Annotated in this window: 21 protein-coding genes; 19 read left to right on the top strand and 2 right to left on the bottom strand. The window is 52.0% G+C overall.

All coding sequences use genetic code 11. The features are described 5' to 3' along the window. The first annotated feature begins 2 nt into the window (after nt 1–2). On the top strand, nt 3–395 hold the full coding sequence (locus tag P0X86_RS24890; RefSeq protein WP_096776312.1) for an FxsA family protein: 393 nt from the start codon (nt 3–5) through the stop codon (nt 393–395). Nucleotides 396–538: 143 nt separating this feature from the next. Here the strand turns inward: P0X86_RS24890 and ytvI are convergent, their stop codons facing one another. Beyond that, complete coding sequence (ytvI, locus tag P0X86_RS24885; protein ID WP_015736985.1) at nt 539–1,657, bottom strand: sporulation integral membrane protein YtvI; 1,119 nt, start codon at nt 1,655–1,657, stop codon at nt 539–541. Between the two features lie 379 nt (nt 1,658–2,036). On the opposite strand from ytvI, the gene citZ reads away from it, so the two are divergent. The 5 genes from citZ to P0X86_RS24860 all read left to right on the top strand — a co-directional run bounded on the left by citZ (nt 2,037) and on the right by P0X86_RS24860 (nt 7,276). After that, nucleotides 2,037–3,149 carry a citrate synthase gene (citZ, locus tag P0X86_RS24880; RefSeq protein ID WP_009595070.1) on the top strand — a complete coding sequence of 371 codons (1,113 nt, stop codon included), beginning with the start codon at nt 2,037–2,039 and terminating at the stop codon, nt 3,147–3,149. A gap of 146 nt (nt 3,150–3,295) precedes the next feature. Beyond that, a complete protein-coding gene (gene icd / locus P0X86_RS24875) occupies nt 3,296–4,588 on the top strand; it encodes an NADP-dependent isocitrate dehydrogenase (protein ID WP_009595069.1) in 1,293 nt (430 codons plus the stop codon). A 14-nt stretch (nt 4,589–4,602) separates the two neighbouring features. Further along, nucleotides 4,603–5,544, top strand: a complete 942-nt coding sequence (gene mdh / locus P0X86_RS24870) for a malate dehydrogenase (protein WP_015736984.1) — start codon at nt 4,603–4,605, stop codon at nt 5,542–5,544. A gap of 153 nt (nt 5,545–5,697) precedes the next feature. Next, complete coding sequence (locus P0X86_RS24865; RefSeq protein WP_009595065.1) at nt 5,698–6,123, top strand: hypothetical protein; 426 nt, start codon at nt 5,698–5,700, stop codon at nt 6,121–6,123. A 286-nt stretch (nt 6,124–6,409) separates the two neighbouring features. Continuing rightward, complete coding sequence (locus P0X86_RS24860) at nt 6,410–7,276, top strand: SDR family oxidoreductase (protein WP_015736983.1); 867 nt, start codon at nt 6,410–6,412, stop codon at nt 7,274–7,276. A 130-nt stretch (nt 7,277–7,406) separates the two neighbouring features. Here P0X86_RS24860 and P0X86_RS24855 read toward each other — a convergent pair whose 3' ends face one another. After that, nucleotides 7,407–7,781: a hypothetical protein gene (locus P0X86_RS24855; protein WP_036673584.1), complete on the bottom strand. Its 375-nt coding sequence runs from the start codon at nt 7,779–7,781 to the stop codon at nt 7,407–7,409. Between the two features lie 216 nt (nt 7,782–7,997). Here P0X86_RS24855 and P0X86_RS24850 point away from each other — a divergent pair, with 216 nt between their 5' ends. The 13 genes from P0X86_RS24850 to mutM all read left to right on the top strand — a co-directional run bounded on the left by P0X86_RS24850 (nt 7,998) and on the right by mutM (nt 24,646). Next, entirely contained in the window at nt 7,998–9,551 is a 1,554-nt protein-coding gene (locus tag P0X86_RS24850; RefSeq protein WP_213579545.1) for a fumarate hydratase, read from the top strand. Between the two features lie 162 nt (nt 9,552–9,713). Next, nucleotides 9,714–10,685 carry a bile acid:sodium symporter family protein gene (locus P0X86_RS24845; protein ID WP_277746729.1) on the top strand — a complete coding sequence of 324 codons (972 nt, stop codon included), beginning with the start codon at nt 9,714–9,716 and terminating at the stop codon, nt 10,683–10,685. A 25-nt stretch (nt 10,686–10,710) separates the two neighbouring features. Beyond that, nucleotides 10,711–12,528, top strand: a complete 1,818-nt coding sequence (gene pnpS / locus P0X86_RS24840; RefSeq protein WP_277746728.1) for a two-component system histidine kinase PnpS — start codon at nt 10,711–10,713, stop codon at nt 12,526–12,528. A gap of 70 nt (nt 12,529–12,598) precedes the next feature. Further along, the gene (locus tag P0X86_RS24835) at nt 12,599–13,330 is read left to right on the top strand and encodes a response regulator transcription factor (RefSeq protein WP_015736978.1); all 732 of its coding nucleotides are present in this window, start codon (nt 12,599–12,601) and stop codon (nt 13,328–13,330) included. A 177-nt stretch (nt 13,331–13,507) separates the two neighbouring features. Next, nucleotides 13,508–14,686 (top strand): methyl-accepting chemotaxis protein, encoded by a 1,179-nt coding sequence (locus P0X86_RS24830; RefSeq protein WP_277746727.1) that lies wholly within the window; start codon nt 13,508–13,510, stop codon nt 14,684–14,686. Nucleotides 14,687–14,815: 129 nt separating this feature from the next. Then, nucleotides 14,816–15,820, top strand: a complete 1,005-nt coding sequence (locus P0X86_RS24825) for a PstS family phosphate ABC transporter substrate-binding protein (protein WP_009594622.1) — start codon at nt 14,816–14,818, stop codon at nt 15,818–15,820. A 97-nt stretch (nt 15,821–15,917) separates the two neighbouring features. Continuing rightward, complete coding sequence (gene pstC / locus P0X86_RS24820; protein ID WP_009594642.1) at nt 15,918–16,811, top strand: phosphate ABC transporter permease subunit PstC; 894 nt, start codon at nt 15,918–15,920, stop codon at nt 16,809–16,811. Next, on the top strand, nt 16,812–17,687 hold the full coding sequence (gene pstA, locus P0X86_RS24815) for a phosphate ABC transporter permease PstA (RefSeq protein WP_096776306.1): 876 nt from the start codon (nt 16,812–16,814) through the stop codon (nt 17,685–17,687). It begins immediately after the preceding gene. Between the two features lie 47 nt (nt 17,688–17,734). After that, nucleotides 17,735–18,490 carry a phosphate ABC transporter ATP-binding protein PstB gene (gene pstB / locus P0X86_RS24810; protein ID WP_009594645.1) on the top strand — a complete coding sequence of 252 codons (756 nt, stop codon included), beginning with the start codon at nt 17,735–17,737 and terminating at the stop codon, nt 18,488–18,490. A gap of 54 nt (nt 18,491–18,544) precedes the next feature. Beyond that, a complete protein-coding gene (gene phoU / locus P0X86_RS24805; protein ID WP_277746726.1) occupies nt 18,545–19,204 on the top strand; it encodes a phosphate signaling complex protein PhoU in 660 nt (219 codons plus the stop codon). Nucleotides 19,205–19,477: 273 nt separating this feature from the next. Further along, nucleotides 19,478–20,656, top strand: coding sequence for an IS110 family RNA-guided transposase (locus P0X86_RS24800; RefSeq protein WP_277745938.1), 1,179 nt, complete (start codon nt 19,478–19,480; stop codon nt 20,654–20,656). Between the two features lie 349 nt (nt 20,657–21,005). Then, on the top strand, nt 21,006–23,666 hold the full coding sequence (gene polA, locus P0X86_RS24795) for a DNA polymerase I (RefSeq protein WP_251498074.1): 2,661 nt from the start codon (nt 21,006–21,008) through the stop codon (nt 23,664–23,666). 146 nt (nt 23,667–23,812) lie between these two features. After that, nucleotides 23,813–24,646 (top strand): DNA-formamidopyrimidine glycosylase, encoded by an 834-nt coding sequence (mutM, locus tag P0X86_RS24790; RefSeq protein WP_213579542.1) that lies wholly within the window; start codon nt 23,813–23,815, stop codon nt 24,644–24,646. Nucleotides 24,647–24,700 lie beyond the last annotated feature (54 nt).

Genomic DNA, 24,700 nt, shown 5'->3' with positions numbered 1-24,700 from the left:
TCATGTTCAAATGGATGCTGGCAGCGATTATTTTTGTGCCTACTATTGAGATATTCGGCTTTCAGTTTGTTGCGGACCGCGTAGGCGGCATGAATACATTGCTTTTGACACTGCTGACCTCTGCCGTCGGCGTGGCCATGATGAGATTCGAAGGCCGCAAAGCGATGGAAGACGCCAAGCAGAGAATGAATACAGGCATGGTTCCGGGTGCTTCCATGGCGGACGGCCTATGTATATTTGCGGGTGGAGTACTTCTCATTCTGCCGGGCTTTGTAACTGACATGATCGGCTTTACGTTGATATTTCCGTTGACCCGCCCGCTGTATCGGATTTTGCTGTTGAAATGGATGAAGAAAAATATGAAAAACGGCAAGATTACGATCTTTCGCAGATAATACAAGCAGACATTACCATAAGACCGGTCCCGGAAAGGGGCCGGTCTATTTTATGCAAGGGAGCAGCCTATTTAAATCTTTCCAGATTACGATGTTCACATTAGCCCAATGATAAAATAAATCAAGCCGTCTCTTGACGTGGGCTACCTGAACCTGCCCCCGATAATGTAATTCCTCAGGTCCTTGAACACATGGGCCCGATGAAAAGCGTCCAGGATGACAAGCGACACGGGACCGATGATCAGTCCCAAAATCCCGAACAGCTTAAGCCCGACGAACATGCCCAGCAGGGCGGCAAGCGGATCCAGCCCGACGCTGCTGGCCAGCACCTTGGGCTCCATGATCTGACGGACGACCAGAATGATGCTGTACAGGACCGTCAGCCCGATGCCGAGTGTCAGGTCGTCGGACATAAAAGCATACAGCGACCACGGAATCAGGACGATGCCCACACCCAGGTACGGGAGTAGATCCACCAAGCCGATCAGAAGCCCGATGGAGAAGGCGGAATCCACGCCGAGCGCATAGAGCGTGATCGTGACGATGACGGCCGTAATGGATATGAGAATCAGCTGGGCTCTGGCAAATCCGAACAGCGCTTTTTTCAGATCCGAGAAGATATAGTTCATCGGTTTACGAATGACGTCGGGCAGGAGACGGAGCAGCGCGCGGTTATGACGTTCCCAGCTGTTGCTGAGAAAGAACGTGGACAGCAGCACGACAATGAAAATCGTCCCCAAATTCGGCAAATAATAAATAATTTGCAGGATACCGTTAAAAATACCGGTAACGAGGTCGGTCACGGCCGTGCCAATCGTCTGCGTCGTACGGGTGATGTTTTGGTTGATGGTATCGTGATAATTCGGGTTGTTCTGATAGAAACGGCTGATCTCATTGACGATATTCTGGAAGCTCTCATTCTGCGTCCAGGCCGTTAGCCATTCCACCCAGGCGTCAATGTGGAGATTAAAGGACTGGGACAGGGCAATCAGTTCCTTGACCAGCCTGCTGACGGCCGCGGTGAGAATCAACAGGGCAGCGCCGAAATACAGGAGCAGGGACAACGTGACGGCGATCCAGCGCGGCATTCTCAGACTCCGCTGGAGCAGGTTAACGCAAGGGTTCATCGCATAGGCGATGATCCAGGCCAGAAGGAAGGGATAAAGCAGCGGCAGCAGTACATATATCAAATAGGCGATCACGAAGATGGAAGACAGCACCCACACTCCCCGGCCCAAACGTTTAAGCATCAATCGTTCCAATGAATCACACTCCTTTGCAGCTGACTTGGAGGGACGAGCAGAAAGGCTCATTCTATACGTATGCAGGGAGTTTCAATATAAGGATAAAGAGTTCAAAAATGGTCGTCTTCATGATTCGACAATGAGAATTATCACAGGTATAATGGAATTGTAAGTGATTTCAAAAAAATGTTTATGGTATCGATAAAACAATTTGATGCGGCGAATGTCGCTGCTCATGTTCACATATCAGACAAAATCCAGTATGATATGAGAAGGTTTGCGACTAGGACCATAGCAATTTTTTTGCGCGTTTTTCTTTTTCATCTGACTTCATGAAAATGTTTTCATGATTGTCAAAATAGTTCAGTTTATCCCGATCATAAAGGAGAGATGTTGCATGACAGCTACCAAGGGTTTGGAAGGCATTGTAGCTACCACCTCCGCGATTAGTTCGATCGTCGATGGCGTTCTGACTTACCGTGGATATGATATTGACGATCTCGCAGAACATGCAAGTTTTGAAGAAGTAGCCTACCTGCTCTGGTTCGGAAAGCTTCCGAATGTAGAAGAGTTAAAGGCGCTTCAACAAGATTTGAGCAACTATGCCGCCATTCCGGATGAGCTTATCCAGCAGATCAAACTGTATCCGAAGGACGGCAATACGATGGCTGCGCTTCGTTCGGCTGTATCCGCGCTCGCTCTGTACGACGCCGAAGGCGACGATATGAGCCGTGAAGCGAACGAGAAGAAAGCGGTTAAACTTCAAGCTCAGCTTCCGACGATCATCGCTGCCATTGCCCGCGTTCGTCAGGGCAAAGAGCCGGTGGCTCCGAAAGCAGGCGCCTCCATCGCGGAAAACTTCCTGTATATGCTCAGAGGCGAGGATCCTGACCAGACTTCCATTAAGGCACTGGATCAGGCGCTCGTATTGCATGCGGACCACGAGCTTAACGCATCCACGTTTGCGGCCCGCGTGACCGTAGCCACGCTGTCCGACATTTATTCCGGTGTTACTTCCGCCATTGGCGCGCTGAAAGGCCCTCTGCACGGCGGCGCGAACGAAGCCGTCATGAAGATGCTGAACGAAGTCGGTTCGATTGATCGGGCTCAGGCGTACATTCAAGAGAAGCTGGACAACCGTGAAAAAATTATGGGCTTTGGACACCGCGTATACAAAAACGGCGATCCGCGCGCGAAACATCTCCAAAAAATGTCCCGCGAGCTTGGCGAAATGAAAGGCGATACCACGCTGTACGATATGTCGGTGCTGATCGACGAAACGGTTACCAACCAAAAAGGCCTGAAGCCGAACGTCGATTTCTATTCCGCCTCCGTCTATACGCAGCTTGGCATTGAGCACGAATTGTTCACGCCGATTTTCGCGATCAGCCGCGTATCCGGATGGACCGCGCATATTCTTGAGCAGTATGAAGGCAACCGTATTATCCGCCCGCGCGCAGAGTATACGGGGATGACCGATCAAAAATATGTGCCGATAGAACTTCGCTAAGTGGCTAGCAATCATGTACAATAGGCTAGAGGACCGCTTAAACGCGAGTGAATCGCGGGTGGCGGATTTCTCTATGCCTATTGCACACAGTATCGCATTGAAATGGCTAGAGAAAAGAACCATATTCGAAGGAGGAACTCATACTCATGAAATTGGAAAAATTCGCATTGCCGACTGAAGGCGAGAAAATCACGATTGATAACGGAACCCTGCAGGTGCCTAACAACCCTGTTATTCCTTTTATTGAAGGCGACGGCACAGGCCGTGACATCTGGAAAGCTTCCAAGCGCGTCCTGGATGCAGCTGTAGAAAAAGCGTACAACGGTTCCAAGAAAATTGCCTGGTATGAAGTATTTGCCGGTGAGAAGGCATACAATACATACGGTGAGTGGCTCCCGAACGATACGCTTGAAGCGATTCGCGAGTACATCGTTGCAATTAAAGGACCTCTTACAACGCCAATCGGCGGCGGTATCCGTTCCCTGAACGTTGCCCTTCGCCAAGAACTGGATCTGTATACCTGCTTGCGTCCTGTCCGTTATTTCAACGGCGTACCGTCTCCGGTAAAACGTCCTGAGCTGGTCGACATGGTTATTTTCCGCGAGAACACGGAAGACATCTATGCAGGCATCGAATACAAAGAAGGCTCCGACGAAGTGAAGAAAGTGATCAAGTTCCTTCAAGACGAAATGGGAGCAAACAAAATCCGCTTCCCGGAAACTTCCGGTATCGGCATCAAACCGGTGTCCTCCGAAGGTTCCAAGCGTCTTGTACGCGCAGCGGTTGAATATGCGATCAAGCATGGCCGCAAATCCGTAACGCTCGTTCACAAAGGCAACATCATGAAATTTACGGAAGGTGCCTTCAAAAACTGGGGTTACGAAGTGGCTGAAGCTGAATTCGGCGATAAAGTGTTCACTTGGGCCCAGTACGATATCATCAAGGACAAGGACGGCGTAGATGCAGCTAACGCTGCTCAAAAAGCGGCTGAAGAAGCCGGCAAAATCATCGTTAAGGATGCGATTGCCGACATCGCGCTGCAGCAGGTTCTGACTCGCCCAACCGACTTTGACGTCATTGCGACATTGAACCTGAACGGCGACTACCTGTCTGACGCTCTGGCTGCGCAAGTTGGCGGTATCGGTATCGCTCCGGGCGCTAACATCAACTACGTAACAGGACATGCGATTTTCGAAGCGACTCATGGTACGGCTCCGAAATATGCAGACAAGGACGTAGTTAACCCTGGTTCCGTTATCCTCTCCGGCGTTATGCTGCTTGAGCACCTCGGATGGCAGGAAGCGGCTGACCTGATCTACAAAGGCATGGAAACGTCCATCAACAACAAAACCGTGACTTACGACTTCGCCCGCCTGATGGAAGGCGCTACTGAAGTGAAATGCTCCGAGTTCGCAGACGAAATCATTAAAAACCTGTAAGGAGGAGATTCATCGTGGCAATTACTCGTAAAAAGATTACGGTAGTAGGTGCTGGCTTCACAGGTGCGACTACCGCCCTGATGCTGGCTCAAAAAGAACTGGGTGATGTGGTGCTGCTGGATATCCCGCAGCTCGAGAACCCTACCAAAGGTAAAGCGCTGGATATGCTCGAAGCAAGTCCCGTCCAGGGATTTGACAGCAACATAGTCGGTACATCCAACTATGAAGATGCAGCTGATTCCGATATCGTAATCATTACAGCAGGCGTAGCCCGCAAGCCGGGCATGAGCCGCGATGACCTCGTCAACACCAATGCAGGAATCGTGAAGTCCGTATGCGAGAACGTGAAGACTCATGCACCGAACTCCACGGTCATCATCCTGAGCAACCCGGTGGATGCCATGACCTATGTGGCGTACAACACGCTCGGATTTCCCAAGAACCGCGTCATCGGTCAATCCGGCGTATTGGATACGGCACGCTATTGCACCTTTATCGCGCAAGAGCTGAACGTATCCGTTGAGGATGTCCGCGGTTTCGTTCTGGGCGGCCATGGCGATGACATGGTTCCTCTCGTTCGTTACTCCAGTGTGGGCGGCATTCCGATCGACACGCTGATTCCGGCTGAACGCATTGAAGCGATCGTGCAGCGCACCCGGGTCGGGGGCGGCGAAATCGTCAATTTGCTGGGGAACGGCAGCGCCTACTACGCGCCTGCTGCTTCCTTGGTCCAAATGACGGAAGCGATTCTGAAGGACAAGAAACGGATTATTCCGGTTATTGCCCTTCTGGAAGGCGAGTACGGTTATGACAACCTGTTCATGGGCGTGCCGGCCATTCTCGGCGGAGACGGCATCGAGCGCATTTTCGAGCTTGAGCTGACCGCCGAAGAGAAGGCGGCGCTGGATAAGTCGGCGGAATCCGTGCGCAACGTGACTTCGGTCGTGAACCTGTAATTTGAATCAGGATTCACAAAATCGTCTAATAATGCAATCCCGTCCCGTGATTCGGGGCGGGATTGCTTTTCTTTGGATGATCTGTCCAGTATAATAGGAGACGATGAATTCGATGTAACATAAATCACACTAACGACTTTGGAGGAATTGTTTATGTGGAACGTGACATTTTTTCTGCATATGGTCGGTACGGCGGCGCTAGGGTTTTACTTGATCCTGCCGTTTGTTGTCGGCGGTATTCAGAAGCTGTCTCTGGGCGCTCAAGAAGGAGCCGTGAATACGATTCGGGTTGCGAACCGTTTTGCGCAGTACGGCTTGGTCATTCAGCTGTTGACTGGCGGATACATGATGTCCCAGGGCGAGTATTCGGTTCCTTGGATGATCATTGTAACGGTGTTGCTGCTGGCGATGTTTGCGATTGGAGGCATTATGAGCAAGCCGCTCAAGAATGCGCTTGCAGGCATCCGCGAGAAGCGTGAAGTGAAGGAAGAAACAAGCAAGCTCGGCACGCTTAGCGCATTGCTCGCCTTGCTGCTTCTGGTTATGATCTTCTTCATGGTATTCAATCATATCATCTAAGAACAGCTACATACGAAGAGAAGCCGTCCGTTGATTCGGGCGGTTTTTTTGATATTACAGCAATTAGATATTCCGGGGGTTCCCGCAAAACGGCGGACTGGACTTTGAGCGCAAGGCCCCGTCAAGAGGGGGATTTTGTTACGGGAAAAGCACCGTGCTTACGTTTGATCCCGTTCATTATGGGTAAAAACAATAGCGAAGGGCTTTTTATGAGAATAAGAAGCCGCGTCGAACGCATCCTATGAGAGGTAGTTTGAGATACTGACCTGAAAGGAGAAATGTTCATATGCCACAAGATCAACAGAAGCAGACATTGCCGCCCCAGCATCAGGATCACAGACCCGGAACCGAATCGGAGATGCACCCGAAGCCGGAGTTTGAAAGTAACGAGTACAAAGCAGCCGGTAAGCTAAAAGGAAAGGTAGCGCTGATTACCGGGGGCGACAGCGGGATCGGCCGTGCGGTTGCGGTCTACTATGCCAAGGAGGGCGCGGATGTATCCATTGTGTATCTGAACGAGCACAAGGATGCGGAAGAGACCAAGCGACAGGTAGAGCAGGAAGGGCGTAAATGCCTGCTGATCGCCGGCGACGTCGGCGACGATGCGTTTTGCCGCGATGCAGTCACCGAAACCGTAGAGAAGCTTGGGAAGCTCGATATTCTTGTCAACAACGCAGCCGAACAGCATCCGCAGAAGAAGATCGAGGACATTACAAAAGAACAATTGGAGCGGACATTCCGCACGAATATTTTCGGGATGTTCTATTTGACGCAGGCGGCGATGCCGCATCTGTCCAAGGGAAGCTCCATTATTAACACGACCTCCATCACGGCTTACCGGGGAAGCCCGCAGCTGCTGGATTATGCATCAACCAAGGGTGCCATCGTGGCCTTTACGCGTTCCTTGTCGATGAACGTGGTCGGTCAAGGAATCCGGGTAAATGCCGTTGCGCCGGGACCCATCTGGACGCCGCTGATTCCTTCGACGTTCCCGGCGGATCAGGTAGCCGAGTTTGGGGCGACCCAGCCGATGAAACGTCCGGGTCAACCGGAAGAATTGGCTCCTGCTTATGTATATCTGGCATCAACGGACTCCTCCTACGTGAGCGGTCAAGTGATTCATGTGAACGGCGGCGAAGTGATTAACGGTTAAAGCGTTGATTCCTTTTGCGCCTAATAAACATACTCGATGACAGAATAGAGCGGACATCATGGGCTTCAGCCCGGATGTCCGCTCTTTTATCATGGGAGAGGGTTAGGTGAGATTACAGGCATACGGAGAATCAGATGGTTCTAAACCCGTTTGGAAGCCGTCCGGTATCGCGGATCGCCCGGATTTGAGCCAGCGTCAAACGGCGGTTCGAACTAATAATGGACTCTGGCTCTTCACCGCCGATGATATCGTCAAGATCGCCGATGTTGGTGCTGCCGCGGAATACTCTGAATCTGCCCCTGAAATTCGGCTCCGAGAACAGGACCAGGGTTGCGTTAGCGTTGGGGGAGAAGAATCTTAAGCTTTCAATGTCGCCAAAAGCTCTCTCGAGATTCCGGATCCCTACATTTCCACGCACCACAAATCGCCGTCCTCTGTAAAACTCATTTCTGAACAGGGCAAGTCTTGGAAAAACAACCTGGGAGACTGTAACTTTTCTCATCATAGCAATCACCTCCTTTCCTTAACCAATATATGAAAGATTCATAGATTGGTATGGTCATTATGACCGGCAATTCAACACATTTTCTCGTCTCTTTCATTTTTTTAAGTAAACCCTTTCATGTGCGGAATGATATGATATGATAACAATATTGGCAGTTTATAATGATTCTTTTTTGCTATGAGGATTGGGTCATGAAAGAGAGGGTTTACTGACGCTATGAAGTTATTTGAAGAGAGCATGTATCGACTGATTGTAGAAACCTCCACGAATTTGCCCGGAGACGTGCGAAGAGCAGTCAACCGTGGACGAGCGTCCGAGGATGCGGCAACGCGAGCGGGGCTGGCACTGGCAACGATCGCTCAAAATATCGAGATGGCCGAGCAGGAAGTATCGCCGATCTGCCAGGATACGGGCATGCCGACGTTTATCGTGCATACACCCGTGGGTGCGAATCACATCGAAATGAAGAAGGCGATCTATGCGGCGGTGGTTCGCGCCACGAAGGATGGCAAGCTGCGTCCCAACTCGGTGGATTCGTTGACAGGCGCCAACAGCGGGGATAATCTCGGACCTGGTTCGCCCGTCATCCATTTCGAGCAATGGGAGCAGGATAAGGTGGACGTCCGTCTCATCCTGAAAGGGGGCGGCTGCGAGAACAAAAACATCCAGTACAGCCTTCCCGCAGAGCTTGAAGGATTGGGAAAAGCGGGACGTGACCTGGACGGAATCCGCAAGTGCATCATGCATGCCGTGTATCAAGCCCAGGGGCAGGGCTGCAGCGCCGGATTTATCGGCGTAGGTATCGGAGGCGACCGCACGACCGGATACGAGCTTGCGAAGCATCAGCTGTTCCGGCATGTGGAGGATGTGAATCCGAATGAGGATCTGGCGAAGCTCGAAGATTACATATTGGAAAATGCAAACAAGCTGGGGATCGGCACGATGGGCTTTGGCGGAGAAGTCACGCTGCTCGGCTGCAAGGTCGGTGCGATGAACCGCCTGCCGGCAAGCTTTTTTGTATCGGTGGCCTATAACTGCTGGGCGTTCCGCCGTCAGGGCGTACGGATTGAGCCGGAAACCGGGGAGATCGCGGATTGGCTGTATGAAGCAGGCAGCGAGGTGCAGATGAATGCAAACTCCGAAACGGCAGCGTCCCGAGTCGAAGAATCAGCGCCAAGTGATTCCCAAGGACGTGAAGTAGTGCTTCAGACGCCGATCAGCGAGGAGCAGATCCGTTCCCTGCGCGTCGGGGATGTGGTGGTGATCCGAGGCGAGATGCATACCGGACGGGATGCGCTTCATAAATACCTGATGGATCACGATGCCCCTATCGATCTGAACGGAGCCGTGATTTATCACTGCGGTCCGGTTATGATGCAGGATGAAGAGGGATGGCATGTCAAGGCGGCAGGCCCGACGACCAGCATTCGGGAAGAACCGTACCAAGGCGATATTTTGAAAAAATTCGGCATTCGCGCGGTTATCGGAAAAGGCGGCATGGGGCCGAAGACGCTTCAAGCCTTGCAGGAGCATGGCGGCGTGTATCTGAATGCCATCGGCGGGGCTGCCCAGTATTATGCGAGATGCATCAAAAAAGTAAACGGCGTGGATTTCATGGAGTTCGGCATTCCGGAAGCGATGTGGCATTTGGAGGTCGACGGCTTTGCCGCCATCGTTACCATGGATTCGCACGGAAACAGTCTGCATGCCGATGTGAGCAAGGATTCCGCACAGAAGCTGGCGATGTTTAAAGAGCCGGTGTTCTCCTGATTCAAATCACGATGAGTAAGCATCGATTGGCCATCACGTGCCGGTCGGTGCTTTTTTGTTGAGCGCAAGCAGGGAGCCTTATTTCGAATTTTCGTTGCGGTTCGGATCGCCCCGGTTTATGATGAAAGTCAAATACGTCAATTCAGTCATAGGAGGAAACTGTTGAGAAGTTTTGGGCTGGCCTTTGCATCTTGGTTTGAAAAGTACACCTTTCTCTTGATTCCCGGGTCGCTGGTGCTAGGCTGGCTGCTCTCGGACGTGCTGCTGGACCTTGTTCACTGGATTCCTTATCTATTCGGTTATATTACGCTGGTCATGGCGCTTGGCTGCGGCATCCGCCATCTGCAAGGGGTGCTGAAACGCCCGTTTGCCGTCATGCTGACGCTGTTTCTCGCCCATGCGGCCGCACCGGTGCTCGCCTATGGATTGGGCTCGGCCGTATTCGGCGCGGACTCGGACTATACGATAGGCTTGCTGCTGTTCGCGATCATTCCGCTCGGGATATCCTCGGTGATGTGGGTCGGAAGCTCCGGCGGCAGCGTTCCGTTCATCTTGGCGGTGGTGGTGCTGGACACCATACTCAGTCCCTTGGTCGTGCCGGCTCTGATGGATATGTTTATCGGAGATGCACTGGTTGCATGGAATGCGTCCGAGCTGATACTTGATTTGCTGACTATGGTGGTATTGCCCACTCTGATCGGGGTGATGCTGTATGAGGTATCCAAAGGACGGATCAAGGAGTGGTCGGCTCCCGTGACGCAGCCGATATCGAAGCTGTTTTTCATGCTTGTGGTGATGCTGAACGCGGCTGCTATCGCTCCCCATGCCGCAGGCATGAAGGAGGAAATGCTGGTGGTCATCCCGGTTGTCGTTGCCCTGATCGTGATCTGTTATTTACTCGGCTACTTTGGTTCCTATGCGATGCCGGGACGGACACAGGACATGCAAATTACATTTACCTACGCGTCCGGCATGAGGAATATATCCCTCGGGATGGTGCTTGCGACATCGTATTTTTCGCCCCAGGCGTCCATTCCGGTCGTGCTGGGTATTATGTTTCAACAGCCGGCCGCAACGGTCATTCACGCACTGTTCCACCGAAGACGGACACGGGCGATAAGTTATCCCAAATGATCATGAAGCAGAAAGAGGAGAGACCATGAAGCAGTATCGCAACCGTTTGACTCTGATTATGCTTACTTTAATCGGGTTATCCATGCTTGCGGCAGGCCTGGCTATGGTGACGGTGTTCAAACAGTCCCATATCCAGCTGCTGGAGGATAATATGGCCCGGGAGATTCGGCTCCTGCAGACCATGATGGAGTTCCCGGATACGGACGGCGCGGAAGCCGTTTCGTATTATACCGACAGGTCCTTGCAGCTGGAGGAGCTGTCCGATGCGAGAGTGACGTTCATACTGAAGGACGGCAGGGTGATCGGGGATTCGGAAAGCGACCCGTTGACCATGGATAATCATGCTTATCGCGAGGAGATGCTTCAAGCGGTCAAAGAAGGCCGCGGGAGTACCATTCGCCGCAGCGATACGCTTCAGCAGGATATGCTGTATGTCGCTCTCCCGGTCAAGGCCGGGGAGAATTTCGATGGATTCGTTCGGTTGTCCGTCAGCCTGAAGGAAGTCGATCAGGGAGTCAAGCAAGGCTGGACCGTCATGGGGATCGGCCTGCTGGTGTTATTTCTGATTGCTGCCTTGGTGAGCTACCGCGTCGCTCAAGGGTTGACGTCGCCGCTTGAGAAGATTACGCGCGTAGCTAGACGGATCTCGCGTCTGGAATACGATGCGAGAGTGAAGATTCACCGTAAGGACGAGATCGGTCAATTGGCGCAAGCCATCAATGGAATGGCAGACAGCCTTCAAACCCAGCTGCGGACGATACGGGATAACGAAGACTTGCTGCAGAGCGTCCTCAACAATATGACAGGGGGCATCGTCTTGGTTAGCGGAGCCGGCCAAATCATCCTTGTAAACCGGGCCGCTGAGAAAATGCTCGGCATTAACGCCGAGGTGATTACCGGGAAATCGTACCGCGAGCTGAAGCAGCATTATGAATTGACCAAACTGATGGAGGAAGGCCTTGGAAGCCAAGCGGACTTCCATGAGGAACGCAACGTTTATTATCCGGTGGAATCGATTATCCGCATTGACGGAGTGACGATGATGCAAGAGGAAGAGCAGGAGCCTTATCGGCGCGGCATGCTCTTCCTGCTGCAGGACGTTAGCGATATCCGCAGGCTCGAACGCATGCGAAGCGAATTCGTTGCCAATGTGTCTCATGAGCTGAAGACCCCGCTGGCTGCGGTGAAAGGGTTTGCCGAAACGCTGCTCGGCGGCGGAGTTACCGACGAGAAGACGTCACGTTCCTTCCTCCAGATCATCTATGACGAATCCGAACGGCTGAACCGTCTGATCGGTGACATTCTGGAGCTGTCCAAGATCGAATCGAAGCGGATTCAGATGGATTACTCGCCGATTCATCTGTCGGCGTTCTTCGATACGATATCCGAAATGATGCGCACGGTAGCGGAGAAGAAGCGGATCGGCCTGGAGCTCGACGTTCCGGAGGAGCTGTTTATGGAAGGCGATGAGGATAAGCTTCGCCAGATATTTATGAATCTTCTTTCGAATGCCATCAGTTACACGCAGGAAGGCGGACGAGTAAAATTAACGGCGCGTGAAAAGCATAATAACGGGAGTGCCGATGATTTCGTGGAATTCGTGGTCAAGGATTCCGGGATTGGCATTCCGAAGAAGGATCTACCCCGCATTTTTGAACGATTTTACCGGGTGGATAAAGCGCGTTCGCGCGGGTCCGGCGGAACGGGGCTCGGCCTATCGATCGTTAAGCATCTGGTGGATCTTCACCACGGAACCATCAAGGTGGAAAGCGAGCTGGGCATCGGAAGCTCCTTCATCATCGAGCTTCCGATCCTGCAGGAAACCCACGATACAGGGAGTTAACACTCCGTTAACATTCTGTTGATATACTTGCATGAGCAGTCCAATTAACAAGATAAGGGCGGGGGTACCATTGACGCAACGCATGCTTGTCATCGAAGATGAGCCGACACTTTCGCGGCTGTTGTCTTACAATTTGACGCAGGAAGGCTTTCAAGTCGAAGTAGAGGAACACGGTACGGCAGGTTACGAGAAAGCGTCACAACATGAATACGATTTGATCCTGCTGGATGTTATGCTGCCTGGCATGAACGGCTTTCAGATCTTAGAGAAACTACGCAGTAACGGAATTACGACGCCGATCATCATTTTGACCGCGAAGAACGCCGAAGAGGAAGTTGTTCAAGGTTTGAAAATGGGGGCGGATGACTATATTACCAAGCCGTTTGGCGTGTCCGAGCTGCTGGCTCGCGTATCGGCCGTCATGCGCCGGGTGTCCGGCCATGCTGACGAGGTAAAGACGACGGACAATCAAGGCAACGTCATTTCGCTTGGACAGCTGGAAATCTATCCTGAGAAATACGAGGTGCGGCTTGGCGGTCAGAGCATTAATCTCCGTCCGAAAGAATTCGAGGTGCTTCTCTATCTGGCCAAGAAACCGGGCGTGGTGTTAACAAGGGACGATCTGATGAACGTGGTCTGGGGCTTCGATTATATCGGCGGACAGCGAACCGTCGACGTTCACGTGAGCTCCCTGCGCAAGAAGCTTGAACTTGATCCTGAGTCCGTACACATCGACTCCATCCGCGGAGTTGGTTATAAACTTGTGGTAAATCCCATTAAAGGCTCCCATCATTCGATTTGAAATGATGCGGAGTATTTTTTTTGGGTCTTTGGGCAGGACCTAAGCATGTCCAATGCCTCATATTCTTGCCAACATCCCTCCTTCGTTTACACTCCCTTAATCATTCCGGAATATTCCCATAACACTTGTCCGTTAAGATGCGTCTAAAGGACCAGATCAATCAAGGGGTGAGGGCGCATGACACTGCTTCAATGCCAACCGAATCAGACAGAGAGAACCGAAGCGGAAGTAGAGGCGGCAATGGATGGCCAATCAGCAAGCAAACCTGAAGCAGGCGCATTATATCGGCAGTACATAAGAAAGGTCCCTATTATCCGAAAATCCGAAACCTGCCTCGACGTGCTGAATGTTTTTACGAAGGATCAGCATATCCCTTGCGTTATTTATTGCGATGAGGCAGACAGGCCGTCGGGGCTGATCATGCGGGATGTTTTTTACCGGCGAATGATGGGCCGGTTTGCCGTTGACCTGTATTATTCCAGGCCGGCCTTCCAGTTTGGGGACCATCAACCGATGAAGGTCGATGTGACCGAGAAGGTAGGAACACTGCTGCAATTGGCCTTGCAGCGCCCGGATTCGAAATTTTATGATTGCGTCCTGATGACGGAGGCTGACCGCCTGCTGGGCGTGCTTACCGTACGGGATTTAATGAGTCTGTCAAGCGGTCTCCAAACGGAAGCGGAAGAGAAGCGGGAGCTGATTCTTCAGGAAAGCTTCCGGCATACCGGGAACATCCAATCCTCGTTGACCGAGGTTCGAGCGGCGGCAGCCAGAACGAATGCGGAATGTATACGGATGAGGGAATGGTCCCAGACGGGTAAGAAGAAGCTTGACCATGTCCGAACCTCTTATCTTGGCCTTGTGGAGGATATGACGAAGCGTGAAGCGCAGGCCGCCGAGCTCGCTGCGGATGCCAGCCGCATTTCCTCGATAACCGGCATGATTACCGAGCTGGCCAATCAAAGCAGTTTGCTGGCAATGAATGCTTCGATTGAAGCTGCGCATGCCGGAGAGCATGGGCGGGGATTTCAAGTGGTCGCGGCAGAGGTGCAGTCGCTGGCCAAACAAACGCGTAAGCTGTCAGGGGATATCGCCCAACTGCTGGAGCACATCCAGCGGCTGGCGGGAGATACAGCCGTTGGCGCCGTATCTTCGCTGAAGGAAATCCAGTCCTGTGAGGGGTATGTAACGGAAGGCGCCGATATGTTTAACGAAATGGAGACCGCCGTCGAGAAGGTTCAGAAGTCGGGGAATCAGGTTTATCAACTGGCGGAGGAAACCGTTAGGCGCGTGGAGCGGGTGAAGGATGAGCTCGCAGGATTAAACGGATCGTTAGAAGAAAAGCCGAGCCTATGAATCTAGTTTTATCAAAATATTTTACATTGCGTTTACATTTCTCAGAAACTGTTATTACATTACGGGATTATTATCAATATTGTAAGTAGGAAGTTAGAGACAACAACCATTTTGAAGGAGTGGATTCGTTTGTTTAAAAGAAGGGGTCGTAAACCAGCAGGTATTCTCGTACTGGTATTGATGCTGAGCACGCTTTTGGCGGCATGCGGCGGAGGAACAACTTCCGGCGGTGCTTCCGGAGAAAATACAGACAACGGTTCAGCACAGCAAAATGAAGGAAGTACAACAACAGCTTTGTCGGGAACGATTGAAATTGACGGTTCCAGTACATTGCATCCATTGACCGAAGCCATTGCCGAAGAGTTCGGCGCAGCTAACCCGGATGTCCGCATTCCGATCGGAACAGGCGGAACAGGTGGCGGTTTCAAACGCTTTAACAATGGAGAGATTCCAATCTCCAATGCATCCCGTCCAATTAAAGACAGTGAAGCTGAAGAAGCAAAATCCAAGGGCATTTCCTATCATGAGGTTCTGGTAGCTTATGACGGACTATCCGTTGTTGTTAACCCGAGCAATGAATTCGTAGATAAATTGACAGTAGATGAGCTGAAGAAAATTTACGAGCCGAACAGCACCGTAAAAACATGGGCTGACGTTCGCGAAGGATGGCCGGCTGAGGAAATCAAAATTTACTCTCCTGGTACAGACCACGGTACATTCGACTACTTCACAGAAGCGATTAACGGTGAAGCACAAGCAAGTAGAAACGACAGCCAAATCACGTTCAGTGCCGATACCAACGCAGTCGTACAAGGAGTTGCTGGCGACAAAAACTCCATCGGATACTTCGGATTCTCCTTCTATGAAGAGAACCAAGACAAGTTAAAGCTGGTTCCGATCGATAACGGTACAGCTACCGTAGCTCCAAGCATGGAAACGATCAAGGATAACAGTTATGCTCCATTGTCCCGTCCGCTGCTGCTCTACGTAAACGATAAAGAGCTTGAGCGCCCGGAAGTGAGTGCATTCATGACCTTCTACCTTGATAATGCCGCTAGTCTTGCTGGCGAAGTCGGTTTCGTACCGCTTCAAGACGAACAGTATCAAGAAGAAAAAGACAAGTTGGCAAAATAATAAAGATTTCATGCCCGAAGGGGATCCTTCGGGCAACCCATAGAAAGGGAAGAGGAGAATGAACAAAACTTCACCCGTGGCGGCAAACACTAAAAGCATGACATTCCGTCGAAGCAAAACGCGCATCTCAGACAAAATCATTCCAATCCTGCTCGGCTTGTGTGCCATGCTTTCGGTGTTTACCACCATCGGTATCGTATATACGCTTCTACAGGAATCCGTGATCTTCTTCAAGGAAGTGCCGGTATGGTCCTTCTTGACCGGAACGACATGGAGTCCGATTCTCCCTCCAAAAGAATTCGGCGTGCTGCCCCTGCTGGGCGGCACATTGCTGATTACAGGCATTGCGATCATTTTCGCAGTGCCTATCGGCTTGGCATGCGCTATTTATCTCAATGAATACGCTCCTGCCCGGGTTCGGGGGGTTGTAAAGCCAGTGCTTGAAGTGTTGGCTGGTGTACCAACGATTGTTTACGGATATTTTGCGCTTGAAACCGTAACGCCATTCCTTCAAAAGATTTTTCCCGATATGGGGATATTCAATGCGCTTAGCGCGGGGCTCGTGGTCGGCATCATGGTCCTGCCGATGATTTCGTCTTTAAGCGAAGACGCGATGCGTGCTGTTCCCAAGAGTCTTCGTCATGGGGCATACGCGCTGGGTGCTACCCGATTCGAGGTTGCGCTGAAGATCGTGCTTCCAGCCGCTCTGTCCGGGGTCGTGTCCTCATTCGTATTGGCATTCTCGCGCGCGATCGGCGAAACGATGATCGTGACGGTAGCTGCAGGCGCCACGCCGCAGCTGACGCTGAATCCGCTGGAAAGCATTCAGACGATGACTTCGTATATCGTTCAGGTAAGCATGGGAGACGTTCCGCGAGGAACGATTGAATACGGTACGATTTTTGCAGTAGGTTTGACCTTGTTTGTCATCACCTTCTTGCTTAATATATTGGCGCAGTGGGTCGCTCGCCGCTTCAGGGAGGAATACTAGATGGAACAATTGAATCTGGGGGACAGCAAAGGAATCAACCGGAGACGCCGTAGTGACCAGACGCTGCATATGATTTTCCTGGCTTGTACCAGCATCGGTATTCTTGTTTTGATGGCTTTGATCGTGACGATCGTGATGGATGGCGTTCATCGGCTCTCGCCTGATCTGTTCACCAACTTTCCGTCGCGCATCGCGGATAAAGCAGGACTGAAATCGCCGATTGTCGGCACGATTTATTTGCTTTTGCTCATGGCTCCACTGTCCTTCGTACTGGGCGTGGGCGCGGCCATCTTTCTCGAAGAGTATGCGGGCCGCAGCCGCTGGGTTCGGCTCATTCAGCTGAATATCAGTACGCTTGCAGGGGTTCCTTCTATTATATACGGTATCCTGGGGCTGGCGATTTTCGTGCGCGGCATGAATCTTGGACGCAGCCTGTTGTCCGGGGTACTAACGATGACGCTGCTCGTGCTGCCGATTATCATCGTTGCGGCGCAGGAGGCGCTTCGCGCCGTGCCTAAGAACCGGCGTGACGCGTCATACGCGCTGGGCGCAACGAAGTGGCAAACGGTATCCAGCGCCGTGCTGCCGTCAGCGATTCCTGGAATTATGACCGGGGTTATCCTGGCCTTGTCTCGTGCGATCGGCGAAACCGCACCGCTTATCATGATTGGTGCTTTAACGTACGTGGCCTTCTTGCCGGAAAATCTGCTCGATTCGTTTACTGTCATGCCGATCCAGATCTTTAACTGGGTATCCAGACCAAGTGAGGCATTCCACGAGCTGGCAGCTTCGGGTATCATCCTGCTGCTCATCATGCTGTTCATCATGAACATCGCAGCCGTGTGGATTCGGAACAAGTATTCGAAGAACATCTAAGAGACGCATAGCAGATCTAATCGTGAAAAAGGAGACATGAATAAGATATGGAATCCATCATACAGATAAAAAAATTGAATTTATACTACGATACGTACCATGCGCTTAAAAACGTCGATCTGGACATTCCGGAGAAAACGGTGACGGCATTCATCGGACCGTCGGGCTGCGGCAAGTCAACGCTGCTGCGTACGCTGAATCGGATGAACGACATGATCCCTTCCACCCGAATCGAAGGCAGCGTGCAAATCGGCGGGACGGAAATCTACAGCGAGGAGGTCCACGTCGAGGCCTTGCGCAAGCAGGTAGGGATGGTGTTCCAGCAGCCGAATCCGTTCCCTAAATCGATCTATGACAACATCGCTTACGGGCCGCGCCTGCACGGCATCCGCAATAAAGCGGAGCTTGACCAAATCGTGGAGCAAAGCTTGAAGCAGGCTGTGCTGTGGGACGAAGTCAAAGATTATCTTAAGCGTTCTGCGCTGAGCCTGTCCGGCGGTCAGCAGCAGCGCCTGTGCATTGCCCGGGCCCTTGCCGTACAGCCGGATATCCTGCTCATGGATGAAGCCACGTCCGCGCTGGACCCGATCTCGACGCTGAAGATCGAAGAGCTGGTACAGGAGCTGAAGAGCAAATACACCATCGTCATGGTTACGCACAACATGCATCAGGCTGCACGCGTATCCGGGCAGACGGTATTTTTCCTGAATGGCGAAGTGGTTGAATCCGCAAACACGGATACGCTGTTCTCGACGCCGTCGGATGCACGTACCGAGGATTATATCTCAGGCCGTTTCGGTTAAGGCCGTTATTACGACAATGATCTTTCTTAAAAGTAGATAGGAGGAGCATCATACATGATCCGGAGAATTGAGTTTGATCAGCAGCTTGATGAGCTGAGAAGTTTGTTGCAGGATATGGGCAAGCATATGGAGGAGGCGCTGGCAAACAGCGTGGAGTCCCTCCAGACCTTGGATGCGGAGAAAGCGCAGGCGGTTATCAAAAACGATGTGCAGTTAAACAACATGGAAGAGCAAATCATGGACATCGGCTCCCGCCTGATCGTGACCCAGCAGCCTGTGGCAAAGGATTTGCGCCGAATATTGGTTGCTTTCCGGATTGCAAGCGATTTGGAGCGTATGGGAGACTTGGCGCGGGATGTCGCTAAAGTTACGATCCGTCTGCAAGGCCAGAAACTGATCAAGCCTCTGGTGGATCTTCCGCGGATGTCGGATATGGTGCGTGCGATGGTTTCGGAATCCATCGAATCCTATCTGACGGAAAATACGGATCTGGCTTATAAAATGGCACAGGATGATGATCAGATCGATCACTTGTACAGCGTCATTCTGCAGGACCTGTATTCGCATCTGACATCCGATCCGGATTCGGCCAATCAAGCGATGCTGCTGATCATGGTGGGACGTTACATCGAACGGATCGCCGACCATGCAACCAACATCGGCGAGAGCACGGTGTACCTCGTAACGGGTCATCGTCCCGACCTCAATCAATAGCAAAATGTTAGTCAAACGCTGGCGAAAGCCGGCGTTTCGTATTATTAGGTCAACCAGATTTCTGGTTGGCCTATTTTTGTAGGCATTATACGATGGTGGTAGCCGGGAGAACGAAGGTGGCTTAGGGACGCAGATCCCGTCAAAAAAACGGTTCTCTCACTACCGTCCAACGACTATGTTTGAGCTGGTAGAGGCTTTAGACCTCGCATCACAAGCGAAGCTATGGGGTTGGAGACCATGTGGGAATGCCGGTATCGAATCAAGGAGGTTATTATGCAGCCAGTAGTAGGAATAGACGTGGCCAAAGGGGTTAGCGTTATCCAGGCCTTTATCGGTCGCGAAAAACCCTTCGGGAGGATGGAGAAGCTTCATCATGGGCCGGAAGGTTTTGAACGGCTAGGGGAACTGTTAGGAACACTCAAACATAAAAGTGGCGTCGAGCCCGTTGTTGTCCTTGAGGCGACCGGACATTACCATCGAAGTCTGGTAGGGTATCTTAAACGTAGTGGATGGACTCATTACATCGTTAACCCTCTGCAAGCGAAACGATCGAAAGGTACGCAACTTCGCAAGGTGAAAACAGATGCAGCAGATGCATGGCATTTGGCTGAGATGTACTACCGAGGGGACGTTAAAGCGCATCGAGAGTGGGAGGAAACCTACACCGAGCTTCAACACTTAACGAGGCAACATGAGTTTGTAACCGCGATGTACGTACAGGCCAAGTTAAACAGCAGAGCTTTGCTTGAGCAGGTGTTTCCGGACTTCATCGGATTATTTCATAATCTGTATGCGACCACATCATTAAAAGTGCTAGAGCGATGTTTGGAGAACAAGGTCGAAGATGTGGGGGATCTGATCCTTGAATGTGTAGGTAAATCCCACTCCAAAGGATGGATTACGGAGAAAACAAAACGGTTGAAAGAACTCGTGTTGGGCTGGAAAACACAAGAGAGGAGTCGATCCCAGAGCATAGCGTTGACTAGCATGGTCTCCCTGCTGTTGGAATTCGATAAACAGTTAAATCATTTGGAAAAGCAGATGGAAGAACTGGCTGGGGAGTTGCCTGAAGTGGAATTGGTCAAAAGTATCCCGGGTGTAGGGAACAAACTTGCGGCAGCCATCGTGGCAGAGCTGGGCGATGCAAGCCAGTTCAAGGATGCGAAGCAACTTGTAGCCTACGCAGGATTAGATCCGGGGATTTACAGCTCAGGAAAATTCACGGCTACAAGCAACCGGATCACGAAACGAGGCTCAAAAAGACTACGGCGAGCACTCTATCTTGCCGTACAGTGCGGGATTCGCAGACGTGCAAACCGCAGGATCAGTGATTACTACGACAAAAAAAGAAAAGAGGGCAAGCCCTACAAGGTGGTCGTGATCGCTTGCGCCAACAAGCTTCTCCATCACATTTATGCCATCCTAAGTAAAAGCGAACCCTACAAAGCCTAAAAACCATATTTTCCCATAACCTTCACGCCACTGAAGGTTATTTGTGCTGTTTAGAAAAGTATATCAGTATTCTATTATTTAACCAAGTTATAATGCTTGACAAGTATTAGCTGGTTTTTTTGTGCGAGCATTTAGAAAACTCCAGCGAAGCGAGGCCATTCTTTCATCGCGTTTATATGTTTTGGGGCCCCCGCAAAGTATTTGGAATAAGCATCGAAGCACAGGCTCCACTTTGTGGGGCTATTTTGCGGGAATACAGGAATTCACCGTTAATCGAACGGATTGTTCGGATTTGGGGTTAACCTATGTTATCATGTGGAAAGGAAGTAATATTGGTGCGAGGTGTTCTATGGACAAGCTGATTCTGATTGATGGAAATAATATCATTTACCGGGCATTCTTTGCGATGCCGCCGCTGACCAATGCCAGCGGACAACAGACGAATGCGGTTTACGGCTTTACGACGATGCTGCTTCGCTTGATCGAGGAGCATAAACCGACGCATATGATGGTGGCATTCGATGCCGGCAAGGAAACGTTCCGCCATGCGGATTTTCAGGAGTACAAGGGCGGCCGACAAAAGACCCCGCCGGAGCTCTCAGGACAATTCCCGCTGCTGAAGGAGCTGCTGAAAGGCCTGGGCGTCTCCCAATTCGAAATCGGCGGTTATGAGGCCGACGACATTATCGGTACGATTACCCGCCAGGCTGACGAAGCCGGCCGCAAGGTGATGGTCGTCTCCGGGGACAAGGACATGCTGCAGCTGGCTTCGGAGCATACCACGATCGCGATGGTCCGCAAAGGCGTCACCGAAATCGAGTATTACGGACCGGAACAGATTAAGGAGCGGTATAACCTGACGCCTGATCAGATTATCGACCTTAAGGGATTGATGGGCGATGCTTCCGATAATATTCCCGGCGTACCGGGAGTAGGGGAGAAGACTGCGCTGAAGCTGCTTCATGAATTCGGATCCGTTGAAGCGGTGGTGTCCCGGACCGATGAGCTGAAGGGCAAGATGAAAGAGAAGATCGAGGAGCATGCGGATTCCGCCATACTGAGCAAGAAGCTGGCTACGATCTTCCGCGAAGTGCCGCTGGAACAGTCGCTGGATGAAATGGCATTTACGGGCCTGAATGAAGAGACGGCTGGTCCCGCACTGGCGAAGCTCGAGTTTAAATCGCTTATTGAACGGTTGAACCTGAGCACAAGCGGTGCCGCTGGTGATGCGGCGGAGTCGAAGCCCGAAGCGAAGATCGACGTGACCCTTGTGGACGCGACGGGAATTGCCGAGGTTGCGGATCATTTGGCACAGGTGACCGTGCTCCATGTGGAAACGCATGGGGATAACCCCCATCATGCGGACGTGATCGGGCTGGCGCTCGCGACGGAGGAGCGGCAGTACTTCCTTCCGTTTGACGTGCTGAAGTCGGAAGAGGCGGAGCCTGTCCGTGCTTGGCTTGCCGATAGCGAGATCCCAAAACGCGGGTATGACCTGCACCGTATTGACCTGGCGCTGCATTGGCAGGGCATCGCTTTTGCCGGCGCGGCATTCGACGTTCACTTGGCAGCCTACCTGCTGGATCCTACGGAATCGAATCAAACCCTTAGCGGGCTGGCCTCCAAGTACGGACTGGCCTATCTTCAAGCCGATGAGGACGTGTTCGGTAAAGGGGCCAAGTACAAGGTTCCCGATGTGGAGAAGCTCAGCGAGCACATGGCCAGAAAATGCCTGGCCGTATCCGAACTGGTTCCCATTCAGGAGAAGGAACTGGCCGCGAATGAAATGCTCCCGCTGTTCCATGATCTGGAGATGCCGCTTTCGCGCATTCTGGCCGATATGGAGAAGCAGGGAATTGCCGTGAATGCGGAGGATTTGAAGGAGCTCGGACGCGAGTTCGAAGGGCAGATCGCGAAGCTCGTTCAGGAGATCTACGAGATCGCCGGAACGGAATTCAATCTCAATTCGCCTAAACAGCTTGGCGAAATCCTGTTTGTGAAGCTGGAGCTGCCGGTCATCAAGAAGACCAAAACCGGTTATTCCACCGATGCCGAGGTGCTCGAAAAGCTGGCGCCTTATCACGATATCGTCCGCTTGATTTTGCAGTACCGTACATTGGCCAAGCTGCAATCCACTTACGTGGAAGGACTGCTGAAGGAGATTTCATCCGTAACCGGCAAAGTGCATACCTACTATCGTCAGACCATTGCCGCTACGGGGCGTCTGAGCAGCCAATACCCGAATTTGCAGAACATTCCGATCCGTCTGGAGGAAGGGCGCAAGCTGCGCAAGGTTTTCGTTCCGTCGGAACCGGGCTGGAGCATTCTGGCGGCGGACTACTCCCAAATCGAGCTTCGCGTGCTTGCGCATATCTCGGACGACGAACGGCTGAAGGAAGCCTTCGTCCACGACATGGACATCCACACCAAGACGGCGATGGACGTGTTTGGAGTCGGCATGGATGAGGTGGACTCCAATATGCGCCGGTCCGCCAAGGCGGTTAACTTCGGCATCGTGTATGGGATCAGCGACTATGGCCTGTCCCAGAACCTGAACATTACGCGGAAGGAAGCGGCAGCGTTTATCGACCAGTATTTCGAGGTGTTCCAGGGCGTGCGGCGCTATATGGACGTGATCGTCAAGCAGGCGAAGCAAGACGGGTATGTGAAGACCTTGCTCGAACGCAGACGGTATCTGCCGGAGATTAACGCCAGCAACTTCAACCTGCGCTCTTTTGCAGAGCGGACGGCGATGAATACGCCGATTCAGGGAACGGCCGCGGACATCATCAAGCTGGCCATGGTCCATATGGACAAGGCGCTCCATGAGCGCCAATTGAAGAGCCGCATGCTGCTCCAGGTGCACGATGAATTGGTGTTCGAGGTACCGGAGGATGAGCTGGAGGTCATGAAGGAATTGGTGCCGGACGTGATGAGTCAGGCGCTGAAGCTGTCCGTGCCGCTGAAATCGGAAGTCAGCTATGGCGAGAACTGGTACGAGGCAAAGTAAAAGCTGCACGGTGTGCTGGCGGATAGGGTTCATTAAGGGGGATCATGGGGTGAAGAGGGAGGCGGTTATGCACCATACCTTTCCACAAAACCATGGTCCCGCTCTGTCCCAACTTCCGGTATAATGGGGGATGAGGTGAAGTCATTATGCCGGAATTGCCGGAAGTAGAAACCGTGAAACGAACACTGAACCAATTGATTAAAGGTAAGCATATAGATCATGTATCCGTGAACCTGCCGCGGATTATCCAGCGTCCTGACGATATCGAGGCATTTGCTTTTATGTTAAAGGGCCATACCGTGGAAGGTGTGGAGCGACGCGGGAAGTTTTTGCGGATCTTGCTGGACGGTCTGGTGCTCGTTTCGCATCTTCGGATGGAGGGGCGTTACGGGGTGTACCGAGCCGAGGAGCCGGTGGAGAAACATACCCATGTCATCTTCCATTTCTCGGACGGGACGGAGCTGCGGTACAAGGACGTGCGCCAATTCGGAACGATGCATCTATTTGCGCCGGGGGAAGAGTTCCAGCATGCTCCCCTTGCCAAGCTTGGTTATGAGCCGCTGGATGACACGTTTACGTTCGGAACCTTCAAGACAGTCATCGGCACCAAGAAAACGAAGATCAAGGCGGTGCTGCTGAATCAGGCATATGTGGTCGGCATCGGCAATATATATGTTGATGAGGCCTTGTTCCGGGCCAAGATTCATCCGGAGCGGAACGCGAACAGCCTGAAGGATGCCGAGCTTAAGCGATTGTATCATGCGATCGTGGATACGTTGTCCGAAGCCGTCGACGCGGGCGGATCTTCCATCAAGTCCTATGTCAACGGGCAGGGCGAGATGGGGATGTTCCAGAACAGCCATCAGATTTACGGTCGGAAGGACAAGCCATGCCATGCGTGCGGCGGCCCGATTCATAAGATCGTGGTCGGCGGACGGGGGACCCATTACTGCCCGAAGTGTCAGCCGGTCAAGAAGTAATTGAATAGGCGTGCACCCATTCCTGCTCCCACACATATAATGTGGAACATATGT

This window comes from Paenibacillus sp. BR1-192, assembly GCF_029542445.1.
GTDB classification, from domain to species: Bacteria; Bacillota; Bacilli; order Paenibacillales; family Paenibacillaceae; genus Paenibacillus_AQ; species Paenibacillus_AQ lautus_A.
The sequence above is the reverse complement of the archived record's forward strand: the minus strand, read 5'-3'. Positions and strand labels throughout refer to the sequence as shown.

Coding starts and splice junctions, on each gene's coding strand:
- P0X86_RS24865 (WP_009595065.1), top strand. CDS start 5,698: ATGTGGAACGTGACATTTTTTCTGCATATGGTCGGTACGGCGGCGCTA.
- P0X86_RS24890 (WP_096776312.1), top strand. CDS start 3: ATGTTCAAATGGATGCTGGCAGCGATTATTTTTGTGCCTACTATTGAG.
- P0X86_RS24800 (WP_277745938.1), top strand. CDS start 19,478: ATGCAGCCAGTAGTAGGAATAGACGTGGCCAAAGGGGTTAGCGTTATC.
- P0X86_RS24830 (WP_277746727.1), top strand. CDS start 13,508: ATGACACTGCTTCAATGCCAACCGAATCAGACAGAGAGAACCGAAGCG.
- pstA (WP_096776306.1), top strand. CDS start 16,812: ATGGAACAATTGAATCTGGGGGACAGCAAAGGAATCAACCGGAGACGC.
- mutM (WP_213579542.1), top strand. CDS start 23,813: ATGCCGGAATTGCCGGAAGTAGAAACCGTGAAACGAACACTGAACCAA.
- icd (WP_009595069.1), top strand. CDS start 3,296: ATGAAATTGGAAAAATTCGCATTGCCGACTGAAGGCGAGAAAATCACG.
- citZ (WP_009595070.1), top strand. CDS start 2,037: ATGACAGCTACCAAGGGTTTGGAAGGCATTGTAGCTACCACCTCCGCG.
- P0X86_RS24850 (WP_213579545.1), top strand. CDS start 7,998: ATGAAGTTATTTGAAGAGAGCATGTATCGACTGATTGTAGAAACCTCC.
- pstB (WP_009594645.1), top strand. CDS start 17,735: ATGGAATCCATCATACAGATAAAAAAATTGAATTTATACTACGATACG.
- phoU (WP_277746726.1), top strand. CDS start 18,545: ATGATCCGGAGAATTGAGTTTGATCAGCAGCTTGATGAGCTGAGAAGT.
- pnpS (WP_277746728.1), top strand. CDS start 10,711: ATGAAGCAGTATCGCAACCGTTTGACTCTGATTATGCTTACTTTAATC.
- P0X86_RS24860 (WP_015736983.1), top strand. CDS start 6,410: ATGCCACAAGATCAACAGAAGCAGACATTGCCGCCCCAGCATCAGGAT.
- polA (WP_251498074.1), top strand. CDS start 21,006: ATGGACAAGCTGATTCTGATTGATGGAAATAATATCATTTACCGGGCA.
- P0X86_RS24855 (WP_036673584.1), bottom strand. CDS start 7,781: ATGATGAGAAAAGTTACAGTCTCCCAGGTTGTTTTTCCAAGACTTGCC.
- pstC (WP_009594642.1), top strand. CDS start 15,918: ATGACATTCCGTCGAAGCAAAACGCGCATCTCAGACAAAATCATTCCA.